Source organism: Rhodoferax koreense (assembly GCF_001955695.1).
Taxonomy (GTDB): Bacteria; Pseudomonadota; Gammaproteobacteria; order Burkholderiales; family Burkholderiaceae_C; genus Rhodoferax_B; species Rhodoferax_B koreensis.
The window spans coordinates 145,407-162,092 of sequence record NZ_CP019236.1; the positions used below are offsets into that span (position 1 = coordinate 145,407).

The 16,686-nt window shown below is 66.0% G+C and carries 13 protein-coding genes; 6 read left to right on the forward strand and 7 right to left on the reverse strand.

Annotated elements, in window-relative coordinates:
* Nucleotides 1–31: 31 nt before the first annotated feature.
* Nucleotides 32–3,892, reverse strand: coding sequence for a response regulator (locus tag RD110_RS00685; RefSeq protein WP_157900019.1), 3,861 nt, complete (start codon nucleotides 3,890–3,892; stop codon nucleotides 32–34).
* A 163-nt stretch (nucleotides 3,893–4,055) separates the two neighbouring features.
* Here RD110_RS00685 and RD110_RS00690 point away from each other — a divergent pair, with 163 nt between their 5' ends.
* Complete coding sequence (locus RD110_RS00690; protein ID WP_076195748.1) at nucleotides 4,056–4,487, forward strand: GNAT family acetyltransferase; 432 nt, start codon at nucleotides 4,056–4,058, stop codon at nucleotides 4,485–4,487.
* 93 nt (nucleotides 4,488–4,580) lie between these two features.
* On the opposite strand, the gene aptA is transcribed toward RD110_RS00690, so the two are convergent.
* Nucleotides 4,581–5,933, reverse strand: coding sequence for an omega-aminotransferase AptA (aptA, locus tag RD110_RS00695; RefSeq protein ID WP_076204157.1), 1,353 nt, complete (start codon nucleotides 5,931–5,933; stop codon nucleotides 4,581–4,583).
* Between the two features lie 98 nt (nucleotides 5,934–6,031).
* Between aptA and RD110_RS00700 the strand changes: the two genes are divergently transcribed.
* A complete protein-coding gene (locus RD110_RS00700; RefSeq protein WP_076195750.1) occupies nucleotides 6,032–6,961 on the forward strand; it encodes a LysR family transcriptional regulator in 930 nt (309 codons plus the stop codon).
* A gap of 13 nt (nucleotides 6,962–6,974) precedes the next feature.
* On the opposite strand, the gene RD110_RS00705 is transcribed toward RD110_RS00700, so the two are convergent.
* Nucleotides 6,975–8,312 carry a D-amino acid dehydrogenase gene (locus tag RD110_RS00705; RefSeq protein WP_076195752.1) on the reverse strand — a complete coding sequence of 446 codons (1,338 nt, stop codon included), beginning with the start codon at nucleotides 8,310–8,312 and terminating at the stop codon, nucleotides 6,975–6,977.
* A gap of 97 nt (nucleotides 8,313–8,409) precedes the next feature.
* Between RD110_RS00705 and RD110_RS00710 the strand changes: the two genes are divergently transcribed.
* Nucleotides 8,410–9,318 carry a LysR family transcriptional regulator ArgP gene (locus RD110_RS00710; RefSeq protein WP_076195754.1) on the forward strand — a complete coding sequence of 303 codons (909 nt, stop codon included), beginning with the start codon at nucleotides 8,410–8,412 and terminating at the stop codon, nucleotides 9,316–9,318.
* Between the two features lie 22 nt (nucleotides 9,319–9,340).
* Here the strand turns inward: RD110_RS00710 and RD110_RS00715 are convergent, their stop codons facing one another.
* Entirely contained in the window at nucleotides 9,341–9,904 is a 564-nt protein-coding gene (locus RD110_RS00715) for a hypothetical protein (protein ID WP_076195756.1), read from the reverse strand.
* A gap of 142 nt (nucleotides 9,905–10,046) precedes the next feature.
* Between RD110_RS00715 and RD110_RS00720 the strand changes: the two genes are divergently transcribed.
* Complete coding sequence (locus RD110_RS00720) at nucleotides 10,047–10,664, forward strand: TetR/AcrR family transcriptional regulator (RefSeq protein ID WP_076195758.1); 618 nt, start codon at nucleotides 10,047–10,049, stop codon at nucleotides 10,662–10,664.
* A gap of 107 nt (nucleotides 10,665–10,771) precedes the next feature.
* Here RD110_RS00720 and RD110_RS00725 read toward each other — a convergent pair whose 3' ends face one another.
* On the reverse strand, nucleotides 10,772–11,617 hold the full coding sequence (locus tag RD110_RS00725) for a metallophosphoesterase (protein ID WP_076195760.1): 846 nt from the start codon (nucleotides 11,615–11,617) through the stop codon (nucleotides 10,772–10,774).
* A 196-nt stretch (nucleotides 11,618–11,813) separates the two neighbouring features.
* Between RD110_RS00725 and RD110_RS00730 the strand changes: the two genes are divergently transcribed.
* Entirely contained in the window at nucleotides 11,814–12,008 is a 195-nt protein-coding gene (locus RD110_RS00730; protein ID WP_076195762.1) for a hypothetical protein, read from the forward strand.
* On the opposite strand, the gene RD110_RS00735 is transcribed toward RD110_RS00730, so the two are convergent.
* Nucleotides 11,998–12,978, reverse strand: a complete 981-nt coding sequence (locus RD110_RS00735; protein ID WP_076195764.1) for a LysR family transcriptional regulator — start codon at nucleotides 12,976–12,978, stop codon at nucleotides 11,998–12,000. The genes RD110_RS00730 and RD110_RS00735 overlap by 11 nt on opposite strands.
* Before the next feature lie 538 nt (nucleotides 12,979–13,516).
* Between RD110_RS00735 and RD110_RS27660 the strand changes: the two genes are divergently transcribed.
* Nucleotides 13,517–14,221, forward strand: a complete 705-nt coding sequence (locus RD110_RS27660) for a hypothetical protein (RefSeq protein ID WP_076195766.1) — start codon at nucleotides 13,517–13,519, stop codon at nucleotides 14,219–14,221.
* A gap of 190 nt (nucleotides 14,222–14,411) precedes the next feature.
* Here RD110_RS27660 and RD110_RS00745 read toward each other — a convergent pair whose 3' ends face one another.
* Entirely contained in the window at nucleotides 14,412–16,280 is a 1,869-nt protein-coding gene (locus tag RD110_RS00745; protein ID WP_076195768.1) for a phosphoenolpyruvate carboxykinase (GTP), read from the reverse strand.
* Nucleotides 16,281–16,686: the final 406 nt, after the last annotated feature.

The following is a 16,686-nucleotide window of genomic DNA, read 5'->3' on the forward strand; positions in this document are numbered from 1 at the left end:
CGAGCCGGCGAAACACCGCTCGGCGCGGGGTTCAGGCGCCTTGCAACGGCCGGATGAGCCGCAGCGCAGCCTCGAAATCGAACCGCTGCACCGCGGCTTCCATCGCGCCGAAGGTTTCGGGCGGCATCGCGGTGCGCAGGTGGGACGCCTGGCTTTCGAAGAAGGTGACGGCTTCGCTGTCGCTGTCTTCGAGCAGGCGTGTCAGCGCCGCGAGCGCGGTCGCGGCCGGCTGTATCGGCAGCGTCGGTACCGGCGGCCCGTCCGGCATGCCCCCGGTGGTGCTGGCGCGCTCGAGAGGCAGCGCCAGGGCCTGCCGCAGCCCGTCCACGGCCGAGGCGTTCGCCGTTTGAAAGCGGGCCAGGGCCGGGGCCAGCTCGGCCGGGCCCAGACCCTGACGCAGCGCATCTTCCAGCGCCGCGGCGGCCTGCGCCAGCGGCCCCAGCCCGATGTTGCCCGCCACACCCTTGATGGTGTGGGCCATGCGCAGTGCGGCCTCGCGGTCGCCACGTTCCAGCGCTTGGTCCAGGTGCTGCGGCGTCTGTGAATGGTTCTGCAGGAACTGGCCGAGCAGGCGCAGGTAGAGCGCCTGGTTGCCGGCCACGCGGCGCAGCCCGACCTGGCCGTCCAGGCCCGGCACGGAGGCCAGAGCGCCTGTCGCGAAGGGGTTGGCGGGCGGCTGGTCGCCAACCGGACTGGCGACGGCTTGCGCCATCGGCGCGCCGATGCCCGCTGGCGGTGCTGGCGCATCGGGAGCCTCCGGGGCTTCGGGCGCAGGCGCGGCGCTGGCCGCGGTGTGCGACCGGGCCCAGCGCGCTACGGTGAGCAGCATGCTGTTCGGGTCCAGCGGCTTGCTGATGTGGTCGACCATGCCGGCGGCCGTGCAGCGCTCGCGCTCCTCGCGCATGGCGTGGGCCGTCATGGCGATGATCGGCAGCGCCTGGAAGCGCGCGTCGGCGCGGATCAGGCGCGTGGCCTCCAGTCCGCCCATGACCGGCATCTGCAGGTCCATCAGCACGGCGTGGAAGGCCGAAGGGCCCGCTGCGAGCACCATGTCGACCGCCTTGCGCCCGTTGTCGGCCCATTGCACTTCGGCACCGGCGCCGCGCAGCAGCTCCAGGGCGATCTGCTGGTTGATCTCGTTGTCTTCCACCAGCAGCAGGCGCAGACCGGCCATGCTGCCGGCCACGGCGTCGGCCACGGCGGGGCCGGGCGGCAAAGAGCTTTCGGCCGACGCCGCCTGGTGCGCGAACATGTCCATCAGCGTGTCGGCCAGTGTGGACTGGCTCACCGGCTTGACCAGGAACGCCTCGATGCCGACGCCGCGGGCCTGGCTGCGCACCTCGTCCTGGCCGAAGGCGGTGGCCATGACCAGGCGCGGTGGCGCGCCCAGGCTGGTGTCCGCCCGCAGCCGGCGCGCGGTCTCGATGCCGTCCAGGCCCGGCATCTTCCAGTCCAGGATCACCACGTCGAAGGGATGGTCGGCGTCGGCTTCGCGCACGGCGTCGAGGGCACGCGCACCGGAGTCCATCTCGCTCACGCTCAGGCCGGCGCCGAGCGCGCGCAGGTGCTCGGCCAGGATGTGGCGGGCCGAGGCGTTGTCGTCCACCACCAGCACCCGCGCCCGGTTCAGCACGTCGGGCACGACGTTGCGGCTGGTCCTGGCGCCGCCCACGCCGAACCAGATCGAAAAGCCGAAGCTGCTGCCCAGGCCGGGTGCCGAATGCACCTCGATGTGCCCGCCCATCAGCTCCACCAGGTTGCGCGTGATGGCCAGGCCCAGCCCGGTGCCGCCGTACTTGCGGGTCACCGAACCGTCGGCCTGGGTGAAGGCGCTGAACAGGCGCGCCTGTTGCGTGGCGTCCATGCCGATGCCGGTGTCGCTGACGTCGATCTGCAGCTGCACGCGCTCGGCGGTTGCCTCCGTCTGGCGCACCGTCACGGTCACGCTGCCGTGTTCGGTGAACTTCACCGCGTTGCTCAGCAGGTTGGCCAGCACCTGGCCGAGGCGCAGCGGATCGCCGACCAGGGACTGGGTGACGGTGGGCGACACGTCGAGCAACAGCTCGAGGCCACGGTCGGCCGCGCGGTCGGCGACGAGCGCGGTGGCGTTGGCCAGCACCTGATCCAGCTCGAAATCCACCGCTTCGATTTCGAGTTTGCCGGCTTCGATCTTGGAGAAGTCGAGGATGTCGTTGATCAGCCCCAGCAGCGACATGCCGGCGGTGTGGATCTTCGTCAGGTAGTCGCGTTGGCGCGGCGAGAGCTCGGTCTTCAGCGCCAGGTGCGACAGGCCGATGACGGCGTTCATCGGCGTGCGGATCTCGTGGCTCATGTTGGCCAGGAAGATGGACTTGGCCTGCGTGGCCTCCTCGGCAAGGGCCAGCGCCTTGCGCAGTTCGGCCTGGGCGTGCACCAGCGGCGTGACGTCGACCATCGCGCCGACCACGCCCGCGACCTCGCCCTGCGCGTTCTCGAAGGTGCTGACCGAATACAGGGTGTTGTGCGGCTGGCCATCGGAGAAGGTGAGGACCTGCTCGCGGTGCAGGTCCGTGCCCTTGTTCATCAGGGCCAGCTGCTCTTCGTGCAGCGCGAGGAAGGCCGGGCGCTTGGTTTCGTCGGACAGCTTCATCTCGAGCACCGTCCGACCGATCAGGTCTTCGAGCCGGTAGTCGAAGGCGCTGAGAAAGGTCTTGTTGCAGCCCAGGAACCGGCCCTCCCGGTCCTTGTAGAACACCGGGCTGGGAATGCGGTCGATCATTGCCTGCAGGAAGAGGTTGTGCTCGGTGTGGATGCGCAGCTCGTCCTCATGCTTTTGCCCGCTTTGCCGGGCGATGCGATGGCCCAGCAGGATCAGCGCCAGTCCCAGCAGCAGCACCACGGCGGCGACGGCCGCATGCCAGCGCCGCGTGGCCTGGATATCGCCGAGCCCGCTGAGCGTGATCAGCTGGTAGGCGTTCTGGGCCAGCGGCTTGCGCGTGACCAGGTAGTCGTCGCCATCCACCCGCCAGTGCCCGGCGTTCAGGACACGGGCGGGGCGTGCGATGGGGAGGGTCGGCCGTCCATCCGCGGCGGGCACGTCACGCGCCGCGGCCGGATCCGCACGATCCTCCGCCAGCGGGCCGATGTGGCGCAGGATGTAGTCGGCGCGCGAGCCACTGACGACGGTGCCCTGCCTGTCGACCACCAGCGCCAGGCGGCCACCGGAGAGGATGGTCAGCACCTGGTCGGCGTCCTGCTTGATCACGGCGGCGCCGAGCGGCACACCCCATTGGTCGATGCGGCTGGAGAAATAGAAGCCGGGCAAGTCGGGGGCGAGGCCGGCCGTGAATTGCAGGCTCCTGCCCATCGCCACGCTGTCGCTGAAGAAGACACTGTCGCGCTGCGACTGGCCGAGCATCGATTCCGGCTTGCGCCAGTCGCTGGAGGCCGTGACCGCCCCGCGGGCATCGAGCACGAAGATGCGGCTGTAACCGATGTCGTCGGCGATCTGCTCGAGGAATTCGCTCAGCGTGCGCACCTGAAAGTCCTCGCGCAATGCGTCGCGTCGCACCGCCTGCGGCATCGGCCCGTCCTGGTGGCGCTCGTTGTACTTGAGCGCCAGCTCCAGGGTCTGCCGCTGGCGGGCCACCATCTGCGCGATGCTGGCCATCTCGATGAAGCTGCGGTCGATGATGCGCGCCGTAGCGACGGCGTCGTGGTCGGCGCTGGCCGCGATGGCCTCGACATGGGCCACGACGATGCGGTTCGACAGCCAATAGGCCAACGCGCCGCCGGCGAGCAGCCAGGCCAGCGCCATCAGGGCGGCCCAGGCGCCCAGGGCACTTCGGGGAAATCTGGAACGCTGTCCAGCCGCAGCAAGCAAGCCTTCCAGGCCGTCTTTCCCTGTTGCCATGCGCTCTCCTGAACCGACCGCGACCGAAGCCCGGACAATATGTAAACGAATGCGAGTTCGGGCACCCGATGTAATCCAGTGTAATACCGACCCGGTCAACGCTCCAGTACTTGCGGGACAATGGAAAGGCCGTATTCCACGGTTCCAGAAGGAGAGGCCATCCATGGAGATCCGGTGTTTCGCGCCAGGCGATGAAGAGGCGGTGGTGCGGCTATGGGAGGACTGCGGCCTGACCCGGCCGTGGAACGACCCGCGCAAGGACATCGCCCGCAAGCTCGGCGAACACCCCGAACTGTTCCTGGTGGGGACGGTGGACGGCGTGCTGATGGCCAGCATCATGATCGGCTACGAGGGGCACCGCGGCTGGATCAACTACCTCGCGGTGGCACCGGCCTTTCGCAAGCAGTCGATCGGCCGGCGACTGATGCAGGAGGCCGAGCAGCGGCTCACGGCGCTGGGTTGCCCCAAGCTCAGCCTGATGGTGCGCAGCAGCAACGCGGGCGTCGTGGCCTTCTACGAGGCGCTGGGTTACAGGCAGGACGACGTGGTCGCCCTGGGCAAGCGGCTGATCGAAGACGGCCCGGCGGCCGCTTGAGAAATACCGTTCGGGCTGAGCCTGTCGAAATCCCTGCGTGATGCCGACGAGGCACTTCGACGTGCGCAGTTCGAACGGGGGATGGGGGATAGGTCAATCGGCCGCGTTCAGGCATTCGCCCAATGCGTTGACCAAGCTGTCGATCTGCGCGGCTTCGATGACGAACGGCGGTGCGAGCTGGATCGTGTCGCCGCCATAACGCACGTAGAAGCCTTTTTTCCACATGGCCATCGCGACCTCGTACGGACGGCGCGCCGGCTCGCCGGGGTGGGCGGCCAGCGTCAGGCCAGCGGCCAGGCCGCAGTTGCGGATGTCGGTGACATGCTTCGCGCCTTTCAGGCCGTGCACGGCGGCCTCGAAGTGCGGCGCGATGGCCTTCACGCGGTCGATCATGTTCTCGCGCACCAGGATGTCCAGCGCGGCCAGGCCCACGGCGCAGGCCACGGGGTGCGCCGAGTAGGTGTAGCCGTGTGGAAATTCGAGCATGTAGTCGGGCCCGCCCTGGCCCATGAAGGTGTCGTAGATGTCCTTCTTGACCAGTACCGCGCCCAACGGCTGCGCGCCGTTGGTGACCTGCTTGGCCACGTTCATGATGTCGGGCGTCACGCCAAAGGCCTCGGCGCCGGTGTAGGCGCCGGTGCGGCCGAAACCGGTGATGACCTCGTCGAAGATCAGCAGGATGTTGTGCGCCGTGCAGGTCTCGCGCAGGCGTTGCAGGTAGCCCTGCGGCGGCACGATCACGCCGGCCGATCCCGCGAACGGCTCGACGATCACCGCGGCGATGTTCGACGCATCGTGCAGCGCGATGATGTTCAGCAGTTCGTCGGCGAGTTCGGCGCCTTGCGTCGGCAGGCCGCGCGAGAACGCGTTCTTCGCCAGCATGGTGTGCGGCAGGTGGTCGGCTTCCATGGTCTGCCCGAAGACCTTGCGGTTGGCCGCGATGCCGCCGACCGAGATGCCGCCGAAATTCACGCCGTGGTAGCCCTTTTCGCGGCCGATCAGCCGCGTCTTGCTGGCCTGGCCCTTGGCGCGCCAGTAGGCGCGCGCCATCTTCAGCGAGGTGTCGGCGGCTTCCGAACCCGAGCCGGTGAAGAACACGTGGTCGAGCCCGGCCGGTGTGAGTTCCTTGAGCTTGTTGGCCAGCTCGAAGGACAGCGGATGCGCGTACTGGAAGGCCGGTGAATAGTCGAGCGTGGCCAGCTGGCGCGTGGCGGCCTCGGTGATTTCGCTGCGGCCATGGCCCAGGCCCGAACACCACAGGCCGGAGAGGCCGTCCAGGATCTGCCGGCCGTCGGCATCGGTGTAGTGGCAACCCTTGGCGCCGACGATCATGCGCGGATTCGCCTTGAAGTCGCGGTTGCCGGTGTAGGGCATCCAGTGCGCGTCGAGCCAGGCGGCATCGGTGCGGACGGCGGTTTTCGTGGCGAGGTGGCTGGCGTCGGTCATGTCCATGGGAAATCCTGGGTGGTGCGGAGTGCTCGCCCATTCTTGTCGCCTCTGTTACTCTTATAAAGGCCTAAATATCAATGTTCAGTTGACGATCCATGCAAGTAAAAAGCCGCGCCGTTCTGGGCCAGTTGACCGACATGGACCTGCGGCTGCTGCGGGTGTTCAAGAGCGTGGTCGATTGCGGCGGCATGGCCGCGGCCGAGCTCGAACTCAACATCGGTACCTCCACCGTCAGCCGGCACGTGAAGGACCTGGAAACCCGGCTCGGCCTGACCTTGTGCCGGCGTGGCCGGGCCGGCTTCGCGCTCACGGCCGAGGGCCAGCGCATCTACGCCGAAACCCTGCGGCTGCTCGCCGGTGCCGATGCCTTCCGACACAGCGTGGACGAGATCCACCGGCGCATGGGCGGCGAGCTGCATGTGGCGGTGTTCGACAAGACGGCCAGCAATCCCGAAGCGCATCTTGGCGACGCGATTGCGCTGTTCAGCGAGCAGGCGCCCGACGTGGGGCTGAACCTGCATGTCGGCTCGTTGAACGCGATCGAACGCGGCGTGATCGACGGGCAATACCAGGTCGGCGTGATCCCCGGCCATCGCCATTCCGAAAGCCTGAGCTACGACGATCTGTTCGGCGAGACCATGAGCCTGCACTGCGGCGCGCGCCACGTGTTGTTCGGTGCCGACCACGCCGCCATGGACTGGGAGGCGCTGCGCCGCCACCAGTTCGCGGGGCTCGGCTACCACTCGCCCAACATGGAGCTCAGCCAGCGCATGCGGCTGCCGCGCAAGGCCACGGGCTCGGACCAGGAGTCGATCGCCAACCTGATCCTGTCGGGCCGCTACCTCGGCTTCCTGCCCGACCATTACGCGCAGGGCTTTGTCGATGCCGGCCAGATGCAGGCGGTGAAGCCGTCGCTGTTTCGTTACGAGTGCCGCTTCTTCGGCATCCTGCGCCGCTCACCCCAGCCGTCGCGGGTGGCGCTGGCCTTCCAGCAGTGCCTGCGGCAGGCGCACGGCATCGGCTGAACCCGGGCCTGGTTCAGGCGTTCGCCATCTCCCCGTGGCGCTTGCCGGCCTTGAACCCGTAGAACCCGAACTGCATCGCCGGCTGCTCTCCGCTGATGAGTTCGGCCATGGCCTTGCCCGAACCGGCGCCGTGGGTCCAGCCCAGCGTGCCGTGGCCGGCATTGACCCACAGCTTGCCGACCTTGGTGCGGCCGATGTAGGGGATGTTGGTCGGGGTGGCCGGGCGCAGGCCGGTCCAGAAATTCGGCTGGCCGCCCTGCGCTTCGTTGCGCGTGTCGCAGACACCGGGCAGCACGGCCTCGATGCGGTCGGCCAGCATCTGGCAGCGCGCACGCGCCAACGGCGTGTCGAGCGACAGGCCGTAGCCGCCGACCTCGATGGTGCCGGCCACGCGCAGGTGGTCGCCCAGGCGGCTCATGGCGCACTTCACCTCGTCGTCGATGCTCGAGACCATCGGCGCGAGTTCGGGCCTGAGCAGCTTGAAGGTAGCGCTGTAGCCCTTGCCGGGGTAGATCGGCAGGTCCACGCCCACGGTGCGCAGCAGCGGCGCGGTGTACGAGCCGCAGGCCACGACCACGGCATCGCCTTGCAATACCTGGTCTTTTTGGCCTCCAGCGCTCGTGGAGCGTGCGCGTACAGCTACTGACTTGATAGCATCGCCATCCTGGTTCAAGCGCAGCACGTCGTGGTTGTACAGAAATTGCGCGCCGCGCGCCGCGCAGCGTTTGGCCAGTTCCTGCGTGAAGACGCGTGCATCGCCGCTCTCGTCGCTGGCCGTGTAGGTGCCGCCGACGATGCGGTGCGCGAAGGACTTGAACGCGGGCTCGATCCGCATCAGTTCGTCGCGGCTCACCACCTTGCGGTCGACGCCGAACTTGCGCATCAGCGCCGCGGCGTCGCCGGCCGTGTCGAACGACTTCTGGTCGGTGTAGTAGTGGGCGATGCCGCGCTCCAGGCGGTTGTATTCGATGCCGGTGCGGCGCACGACTTCCTTCAGCGCGACATGGCTGTAGGCGCCGAGGGCCACGATCTGCTGCACGTTGCGCTCGAAGGCGGTGTCATTGCACTGGCTCAGAAATTGCAGGCCCCAGCGCCATTGCTGCCAGTCCAGTTGCGGGCGGAACAGCAGCGGCGCGTCGTTGCGGAACATCCATTTCACGAGCTTGGCCGGGGCGTCGCGGTTGGCCCAGGGTTCGCAGTAGCTGACCGAAATCTGCGCCGCGTTGGCGAAACTGGTCTCCAGGGCGGCATCGGGCTGGCGGTCGACGATGGTGACCTCATGGCCCCGCTCGAGCAGGTGCCACGCCGTGCTGATGCCAATGATGCCTGCGCCAAGAACGATGATTTTCATGGGAGTGAAGTTTCTGCGAAGTGGCGTTTCAACAAAAGAAAAATTAAACTAACAGTGAAAACATCAGTAGAACTAATTCAACAAAGAGCAGCGGAAGATGAGCACCCTTGACCCGGACGCCCTCGAATGCCTGGCCGCCATCGTCGAGGAAGGCGGCTTCGAACGCGCGGCCCAGCGGCTGAACATCACGCAGTCGGCGGTATCGCAGCGCCTGCGTTCCCTCGAGTCGCAAGCAGGAACCGTGCTCATCGTGCGCAGCCGGCCGCTGCGGCCCACGGCCGCGGGCCATCTGCTGCTGAAACACACGAAACAGCTGCGGCTGCTGCGGGCCGACCTGGAGCGCGACATGCGCGAACTCGCGCCCAGCCTGCTCGGCGGCTCGCGCGACGAGGAACGCATCTCGATCGCCATCAATGCCGACAGCATCGCCACCTGGGCCATGGGGGCTCTGCAGGGTGTGGTGCAGCAGGGCCTTCCGCTGGAGATCATCACCGACGACCAGGACTTCACGCAGGACTGGCTGCGAGAGGGCCAGGTGCTGGGCTGCGTCACCACCTTCAAGCAGGCGCTGCGTGGCTGCAAGGTGGTGCCGCTCGGTGCGATGAACTACGTGGCCGTGGCCGCGCCCGCGTTCGCAGCCGAGCGGCTGCAAGGCGGCCTCACCCCGCACAACTTCCGCAAGGTGCCGTTCGTGGCCTTCAACCGCAAGGACGACATGCAGACCGAGTTCGTCGGCCGCGCCTTCGGCCTGAAGCGCGTGACGCTGAGCCAGTTGTTCGTGCCGAGTTCCGAAGGCCAGGTGCGCGCCGTGCTGGCCGGCTGGGGTGTGAGCGTGGTGCCGGAACTGCTGGTGCGCGGCTTGCTGGCGCAGGGGCAACTGGTGAATCTGGCGCCCGCGCACAGCCTGCAGATCCAGCTCTACTGGCATTGCTGGAACCTGCAGTCGGAGGTGCTCGACACGCTGAGCACCGCGCTGACGCTGGCCGCCGCCGCGGCGCTGGGTTGAACCTGGCGCGCGGCCGCCCGCTTCAGAACCCGTACAAAGGGTTCACGTCTTCCAGGGTGGCGCGCAACGTCTGTGCCTTTTCCGGGTTGTATTCGCCTTCCACGCGGGCCAGCACCTCGCCGTGCCGGTTGATCACCACGGCATAGGCCTTGTCGGTGCTCGAAAGACCCGCCGCGCGACTGAACGCGGCGCGGTCGGTGATCACCGGCATCACGCTGGCACGCGTGGGATCGTTGGCATACCGGGTGCGCAGGCGCTCTTCGATGGCTTGGCGGCCCGCCGCATCGCCCGGATCGTTGAGCACGGGCATGCGCACCCACGGGATCGCGTCGCTGCGCGTGAGGCACAGGCCCTTGATCCAGCTCTCGATGTCGGCGCGATGGCTGCGGTCGAACCCGATCAGCGCCAGCGTGCGATCAGCGGAAAGGCCGGCCTGCAGCGGCATGGCCTGCTGGTCGAACCGCGTCACCATCAGCGAGGGCAGGCGACCCATGACGGAGGACTCCGTGGGCGTCGCCACGGCCAGGGTCATGGCGGCCAGGATCGCGGCGATCCAGGCCAAAGTGTTGAGCCAGACAGTTTTCATGGCAGACCTCCATGTGATCACGATAGTACCGATGCGACGTTTGGAAACACTATTTGTGCGTTCGTTCCGAATGTTTTGTGACTTGCTGGTTTTTAAACAGCCTGGCGTACTGCCTAACGACGATGGAGGTTAAAATCGACGCATGAAAACCAACACCGTCGCCAAGATCTCGTTCAAGGAAAAGATGCTGCAGGCGCGGGAAGAAGCGATCGTGCAGACCGTCAACCGCCTCCTGGCCGAGAAGGGTTTCGACGCGATGACGGTGGACGAAGTGGCGGCCGGCGTAGGCATTGCGAAGGCCAGCCTGTACAAGCATTTCGCCAGCAAGGAAGACCTGGCTGCCGCAGCGATGGTGCGCGTGCTGCACCGCGCCCAGGTGTTTCTCGCCACGCTGCCCGAGGATGATGCGCCCATCGAAAAGCTGCGCGCGGTGGCACGGTGGGCGATGGAAGTGCAGTTGGCCGGTGAAATGCCCTCGCTGCCGAGCCAGAACTCCAGCCTGCGCGCCAACCTGCTGGGCAACAAGGCCTATCTGGATGCGCTGGTGACGGTGAGCGACGAACTCGGTGGCTGGATCGAAGCCGCGCAGCAGCAAGGCCAGCTCAGCACCCGGCTCCCGCCCCTGGTGGTGCTCTACACCCTGTACGCGCGCGCCTGCGACCCGGTGCTTGAATTCCTGAAGGCAGGCGGACAACACAGCGACGGGGAAATCATCGAGCTGGTCTTGTCCAGCTGTTTCGACGGGCTGCGGACCCGCTGAGGCGATCGGCGCCTCCGAGAGGCGTCTTCAGGCTGGTCTTGCCATCGGACCACGCGATGTCACCGTTTCCTGCATCCGGCGTGTGATGCCCGGTGCAATCTTGGGCGTCAGCGCGCTGCAAGCTGGATCAGGCGACGCGGATCGAACCCCTGCTGCTCATTCTTGCGTGCATAACCCAGCGGGTTGGCCACCACGCGGCAGCCGTTGCGCAGGTAGTCGCTCGGCGCGTGCAGGTGGCCGTGCAGCCACAGGCGGGCTTGGGGCAGCAAGTCATCCAGCGCATTGCAGAAGCCGGCCGTGCCGGGTGTCAGGCCATAGCGCGGGTCCGCACTGGCCAGGCTCGGCGCAAAATGGGTCACGACCACCGTGTCGCCGTCGAACGGGCGCGCCAGGGCCTCGCGCAGCCACGCCTGGCAGGCCAGGCCCTGTTCCCGGATGGCGGGCGCGAGCATGGCTTCTCCGCTGCGTGTGCTGCCGGTTTTCTTCAGGTAGAAGTTCGCTGCGCGAAAGGCCTTGTCCCGGGCTTTGAGTGCGTCGGCCAGCGTGGCCTGGGGATCCTCCGCCGCGGGGCCGAGCGCGTCGAAGTCCGTCCACAGTGTGGTGCCGACAAACCGCACGGCCTGCGTGCCGAAGCGCATGTGCGCGACTTCGCGCTCGAGCCAAACCATGCCCAGCCGCTCGCAGATGGCGCGCAGCCGGGCGTGCGCCACGTCGAAATCCTGCATGTCGTATTCGTGGTTGCCGGGCACGAAGAGCACCGGCGTCGGCCAGCCGGCGAACTGCGGCAGCGGCGAGAAGCGCGCCAGACCGAAATCCGTATCCTGCAAAAGCGAGCCGGGCTGGTAGGAGCCGATGTCGCCGGCCAGCACCAGGACGTCGGCACCGTGCGCGGGTTCGGGCTTGAAATGGGGGTGGACTTCGAGGTGCAGGTCGGACAGGAGCTGGATTTGCATGGCGCTGCGAGTCTAGGGGCAGATCGGCGGGTGATCAAAAACCACGAATCGTTCACAAATCGTCGGCGAAACCTGACTTCATTCCTGGTCGCTGGCAAGTTATGCCGTAAGCGCATCAGGATGGGCTTGGAAAATAAGGGAAAACCCTTATTCTTCATGCATCGAAACTTTTCACCGCCAACCCGGTGACCTCACCATGTTGAATCTCATCAACCAAATGGCCCACTTGCGTTACTGGCAACTGGGCAAGAGCGCCATCGGCGCCGACCCGGCCGCCGGCGGTGTTGCCAATGGTCTGATGCAGTCCGCCGAGGCGCGTGCCGGGCAGAACCCGCACGAAGCCGCCGAATTGCGCGGGGCCGCCCTGGCATTCCTCAGCGTCATTCGCTGAGCATCGTTTCCCCCTCGAAGGCCTGGCCGCCCGAACGGGCGATGGCGTGGCGCAGCCAGGCATGGGCGCCGCTGTGCTCCATCCGGCGGTGCCAGACGGCATCCACGTGCACGGCCGGCACGTCGAACGGCAGCTCCCGCTGCACGAGTTCATCGGCGATGCCGGTCACGCCCACGAAATGTTTGGGCAGCACCGTCAGCAGGTTCGAATTGGCCACCACCCGGCCCGCGGTGAAGAACTGATTCACCGTCAGCACCACGCGCCGGTCGCGCTTGAGGTGCGCCAGCGACTCGTCGATGAAGCCATAGGGCCGGCCCGAAAAACTGACCAGCAGGTGGCGCGCGGCGCAGAAGCGGTTCAAGGTGAACGCGCCGCTTGCCAGCGGATGGCCGCTGCGCATCACGCACACGTACTGGCCGTCATAAAGGCGCTGGTGTGCGAACGCCACGTTCTTGCCGACCTGGGCGCGGGCCGTCAGGTCGGCCAGCATGGCCGGGAAGAAGCCCACGGCCAAATCCACGGTTTCCTCTTCCAGCAGTTTGCGCGGGTCGCGCGTCGTGAGCGGCACCACGCGCAGCGAGATGCCGGGCGCCTCGGTCTCCACGATGTCGACCAGCCCCGGAATCAGCGCCGCGGCCGTGGCGTCGGCCATCGCCAGCACGAAGGTGTTGTCGGCCTCCGCAGGCTCGAAGTTGCTCGGCGCGAGCGATTGCTGCAACTGCCGCAGGGCCTCGCGCACCGCGGGCCACAACACCAGGGCGCGCGGCGTCGGCTCCATGCCCTGGCCGCTGCGTCGTACCAATTCATCGCCGAGCGCATCGCGCAATCGGCGCAGCGCGTTGCTCACCGCCGGCTGGGTCAGGGAAAGGTTGCGCGCCGCCCGCGTGAGGCTGCGTTCGGCCATCACCTCGTCGAAGACACGCAAGAGATTCAGATCCAGGGTGCGGAAGTTGGGCGCGGTGGTCGACATGGCTGGAAGGGGTGTATCACTGTGGTGAATGTGGAGCGTGCGCTGCCTTGGCTTGGATCATATAAGTGAAAACCCTTGCATACGCTGGCGGCGGTGTTCACCGCAAGGCCCCCTGGCTGTGTTGCCGCGCAGCAGACCTTGGCCTGTAAACTGTTGTTTTATTGCAAATTAGAGTTGCACGCCCAATTGACGATGTCACTTTCCCTGCGGTGGCTTTGAACCGTAGAAAGCCAAAGATTTGTTGCGTCGCAACATTTCAAGCAATAGATTTGCTATGCTAAATGTAGCGCTATATGCGCATGTAGCTTCACGTAACTGCCAAAAACCGTTGAAAATCAATGACAAATCTGAATTGCCAACTATTTCACGCTCTCGCGGCGGAAGGCGGCACAGGCACCACAGGTCCGGTTTGACTCATCACCAAGGTGAATGAATCCAATCACCAAGATAAAGTTGAAGACGACTAGTGTTAACCCTAATATTCAGTCACGCACCAAGCCATTCGGCCTTCTGGTGTGATTGTTAAAAGGAATTCACCATGACCAGCTTTGTCCATACCACCTACTCCAACGTGCATCCGGGCGTGGCGCGTGCGGAATCGGTCTTCTCCGCGGCCAGCCGGCTGCGTCGCGGTTTCGACAGCACCAAGGGCCTGTCGACCGTGCTGCTCGCCGCCGTCGCTTCGGCCCTCATCGTGGCCGCCGACCGCATGGTCGACAGCTTCGCCAGCGATTCGATGACCGCCTGGATCCTGCTGTGGGTCGTCGGCTTCGCCGCCATCGCCCTGTTCGCCGGTGTTGCTCGCAAGGTGGCTTCGGTGACGGTCAAGTCGCTCGATGCCTGGTCGTTCCGCGTGGCCCAGGCCCGTGCCGATGAGCGCCTGTGGAACACGGCCCAGAACGATCCCCGCGTCATGGCCGACCTGAAGGCCGCCATCGAACGCAGCGAAGTGTCGGCTCCGGCCATCGCCGTCGCTGCGCCGAAGCAGACCTTCTCCGCCAGCAAGGCCCTTGCACAATGGCGTGCCGATGCCGCCCGTGCCCGCGCCGACGCCCGCCTGTGGGCCGTGGCGCAACGCGACTCTCGTGTGATGGACGACTTGATGGCTGCGCAGTCCCGTGCCGAAGTCGAAACACAACAGACCTTGCCCGCCGAGACGCAAACGCTGATCAAGGCCGACAATGCGGCATCCCTGCGCGAGGCGCTGTTTGCCCTGCGCCCCAAGTTCGCCTACTACGTCTGATCCACGTCTGGTCACCCCGGCCCCTGGGCCGGACGACATCTTCAAGCCACCTGCGGGTGGCTTTTTCATGTGCGCAGCATCCGTGATCGGACGAAAAAAAACCCGGCTTGTGACCGGGTCTGCCATTTGCGGGCCACGCATCGCATGCGCCGCCCGCCAAGATGATCTTGTTGGCTCTCGGGCTGGTCTCTCAGGCGGCCAGCCGGCGTTCGATCTGCGCCTTGGTCTCCTCCAGCTCCCTGGGTAAGTGGTAGGCCAGCTGGGCAAAAAGCTCCGCGTGCAGGGCCAGCTCCTTCTGCCAGGCGGCCTTGTCGATGCTGGTCACCGTCTCGAATTGCGCGGGGCTGAAGTCCAGGCCGGTCCAGTTGAGCTCTTCATAGGTGGGGCTCACGCCGAACACATGCTCCGATCCGTCGGCCTTGCCTTCGATGCGGTCGATCATCCACTTCAGCACCCGCATGTTCTCGCCGTAGCCGGGCCACACGAATTTGCCGTCCGCGCCCTTGCGGAACCAATTGGTGGTGTAGATCGCCGGCAGCTTGGCGCCGGACTTCGCGAGCTTTTCGCCCAGGTTGAGCCAGTGCTGGAAGTAGTCGCTCATGTTGTAGCCCATGAAGGGCAGCATGGCGAACGGGTCGCGGCGCACCACGCCGGCCTGGCCGGTGGCGGCGGCCGTGGTTTCCGAACCCATGGTCGCCGCCATGTAGACCCCCTCGACCCAGTTGCGGGCTTCGGTCACCAGCGGCACGGTGGTCGAACGGCGGCCACCGAAGATGAAGGCGTCGATCTTCACGCCCTTCGGGTCGTCCCAGGCCCCGTCGAGCGCCGGGTTGTTGGTGGCGGCCACGGTGAAGCGCGAGTTCGGGTGTGCGGCCTTCGCGCCGGTTTCCTTGGCGATCTGCGGCGTCCAGTCCTTGCCCTGCCAGTCGATGAGATGTGCAGGCAAAGCCTTGCCGGGCGCATCCTGCTCCATGCCTTCCCACCACACATCGCCGTCGTCGGTGAGCGCGACGTTGGTGAAGATGACGTTCTTGTCCAGGCTCTTCATGCAGTTCGGATTGGTCAGCATGTTGGTGCCGGGCGCCACGCCGAAATAGCCGGCCTCGGGATTGATCGCACGCAGCGTGCCGTCGGCCTGGGGCTTGATCCAGGCGATGTCGTCGCCGATGGTGGTGACGGTCCAGCCTTCGAAGCCGGCGGGCGGCACCAGCATCGAGAAATTGGTCTTGCCGCAGGCGCTCGGGAACGCCGCCGCCACATGGTATTTCTTGCCTTCGGGATTGGTCACGCCCAGGATCAGCATGTGTTCGGCGAGCCAGCCTTCGTCGCGGCCCATGTTCGACGCGATACGCAGCGCGAAGCATTTCTTGCCCAGCAGCGCGTTGCCGCCGTAGCCCGAGCCATAGCTCCAGATCTCGCGCGTTTCGGGGTAATGCACGATGTATTTCGTGCTGTTGCAAGGCCACTTCACGTCAGCCTGGCCGGGCTGCAGCGGTGCGCCCACGGTGTGCACGCAAGGCACGAATTCACCGTCCACGCCCAGCACGTCGTACACAGCCTGGCCCATGCGGGTCATGGTCTTCATGTTGACGGCGACATAAGGGCTGTCGGAAAGCTCGATGCCGATGTGGGCGATGGGCGAACCCAGCGGGCCCATGCTGAACGGCACCACATACATCGTGCGGCCCTGCATGCAGCCGCTGAACAGCGGTTGCAGCGTGGCGCGCATTTCGGCGGGCGCCATCCAGTTGTTGGTGGGGCCGGCGTTTTCCTTTTTCTCGGAGCAGATGTAGGTGCGGTCTTCCACCCGCGCCACATCGCTCGGGTCGCTGCAGGCCAGGAAGGAGTTGGGGCGCTTGGCCGGGTTCAGCTTCTTGAAGGTACCCGCGTCGACGAGTTGTTGGCACAGGCGTGCGTATTCCTCTTCGCTGCCATCGCACCAATAGATGTCCTTGGGCTGGGTCAGGGCGGCCATGTCGGCCACCCACGCGATCAGCTTCGCGTTCTTCACATATTTGGGCGCATTGATCTGCAGACCCGGCATGGTGGGTGCGTTCATCGGGGGAAACTCCTAAGTTGAAAATCGTCTTTTCAAAAGGAGCTCCGGACTTGAATGCTGAGAGCGGCCTTTTCAGAAAACGGCTTGGGCTGCTCAGTCGGCGGGCGGCGGGTCGAATCCCGAGAGGGTTCCAAGGTCCGCGGGTCGGCTGGGAAATCGATTTTAGGGAGATGCCCCCGAGTTACCAAACGATTACGAGCGAATTTCATGCAAAAGACGCATGGGGTTATGCATCAAACTATTGCGGCGAAACAGGGGCTTGGCGCGTACATGCAGCGGCTGAGCCGGTAGGTGCAACCGGCTCAATAAGAGGAAAGTGGGGCATTGAGCGCGCTGGCGCCGCAGGGCATGCGGCCCAGCCGATGCGCGCCGGCATCGGGGCGAAGAGAATCTGCTATGAAATTGG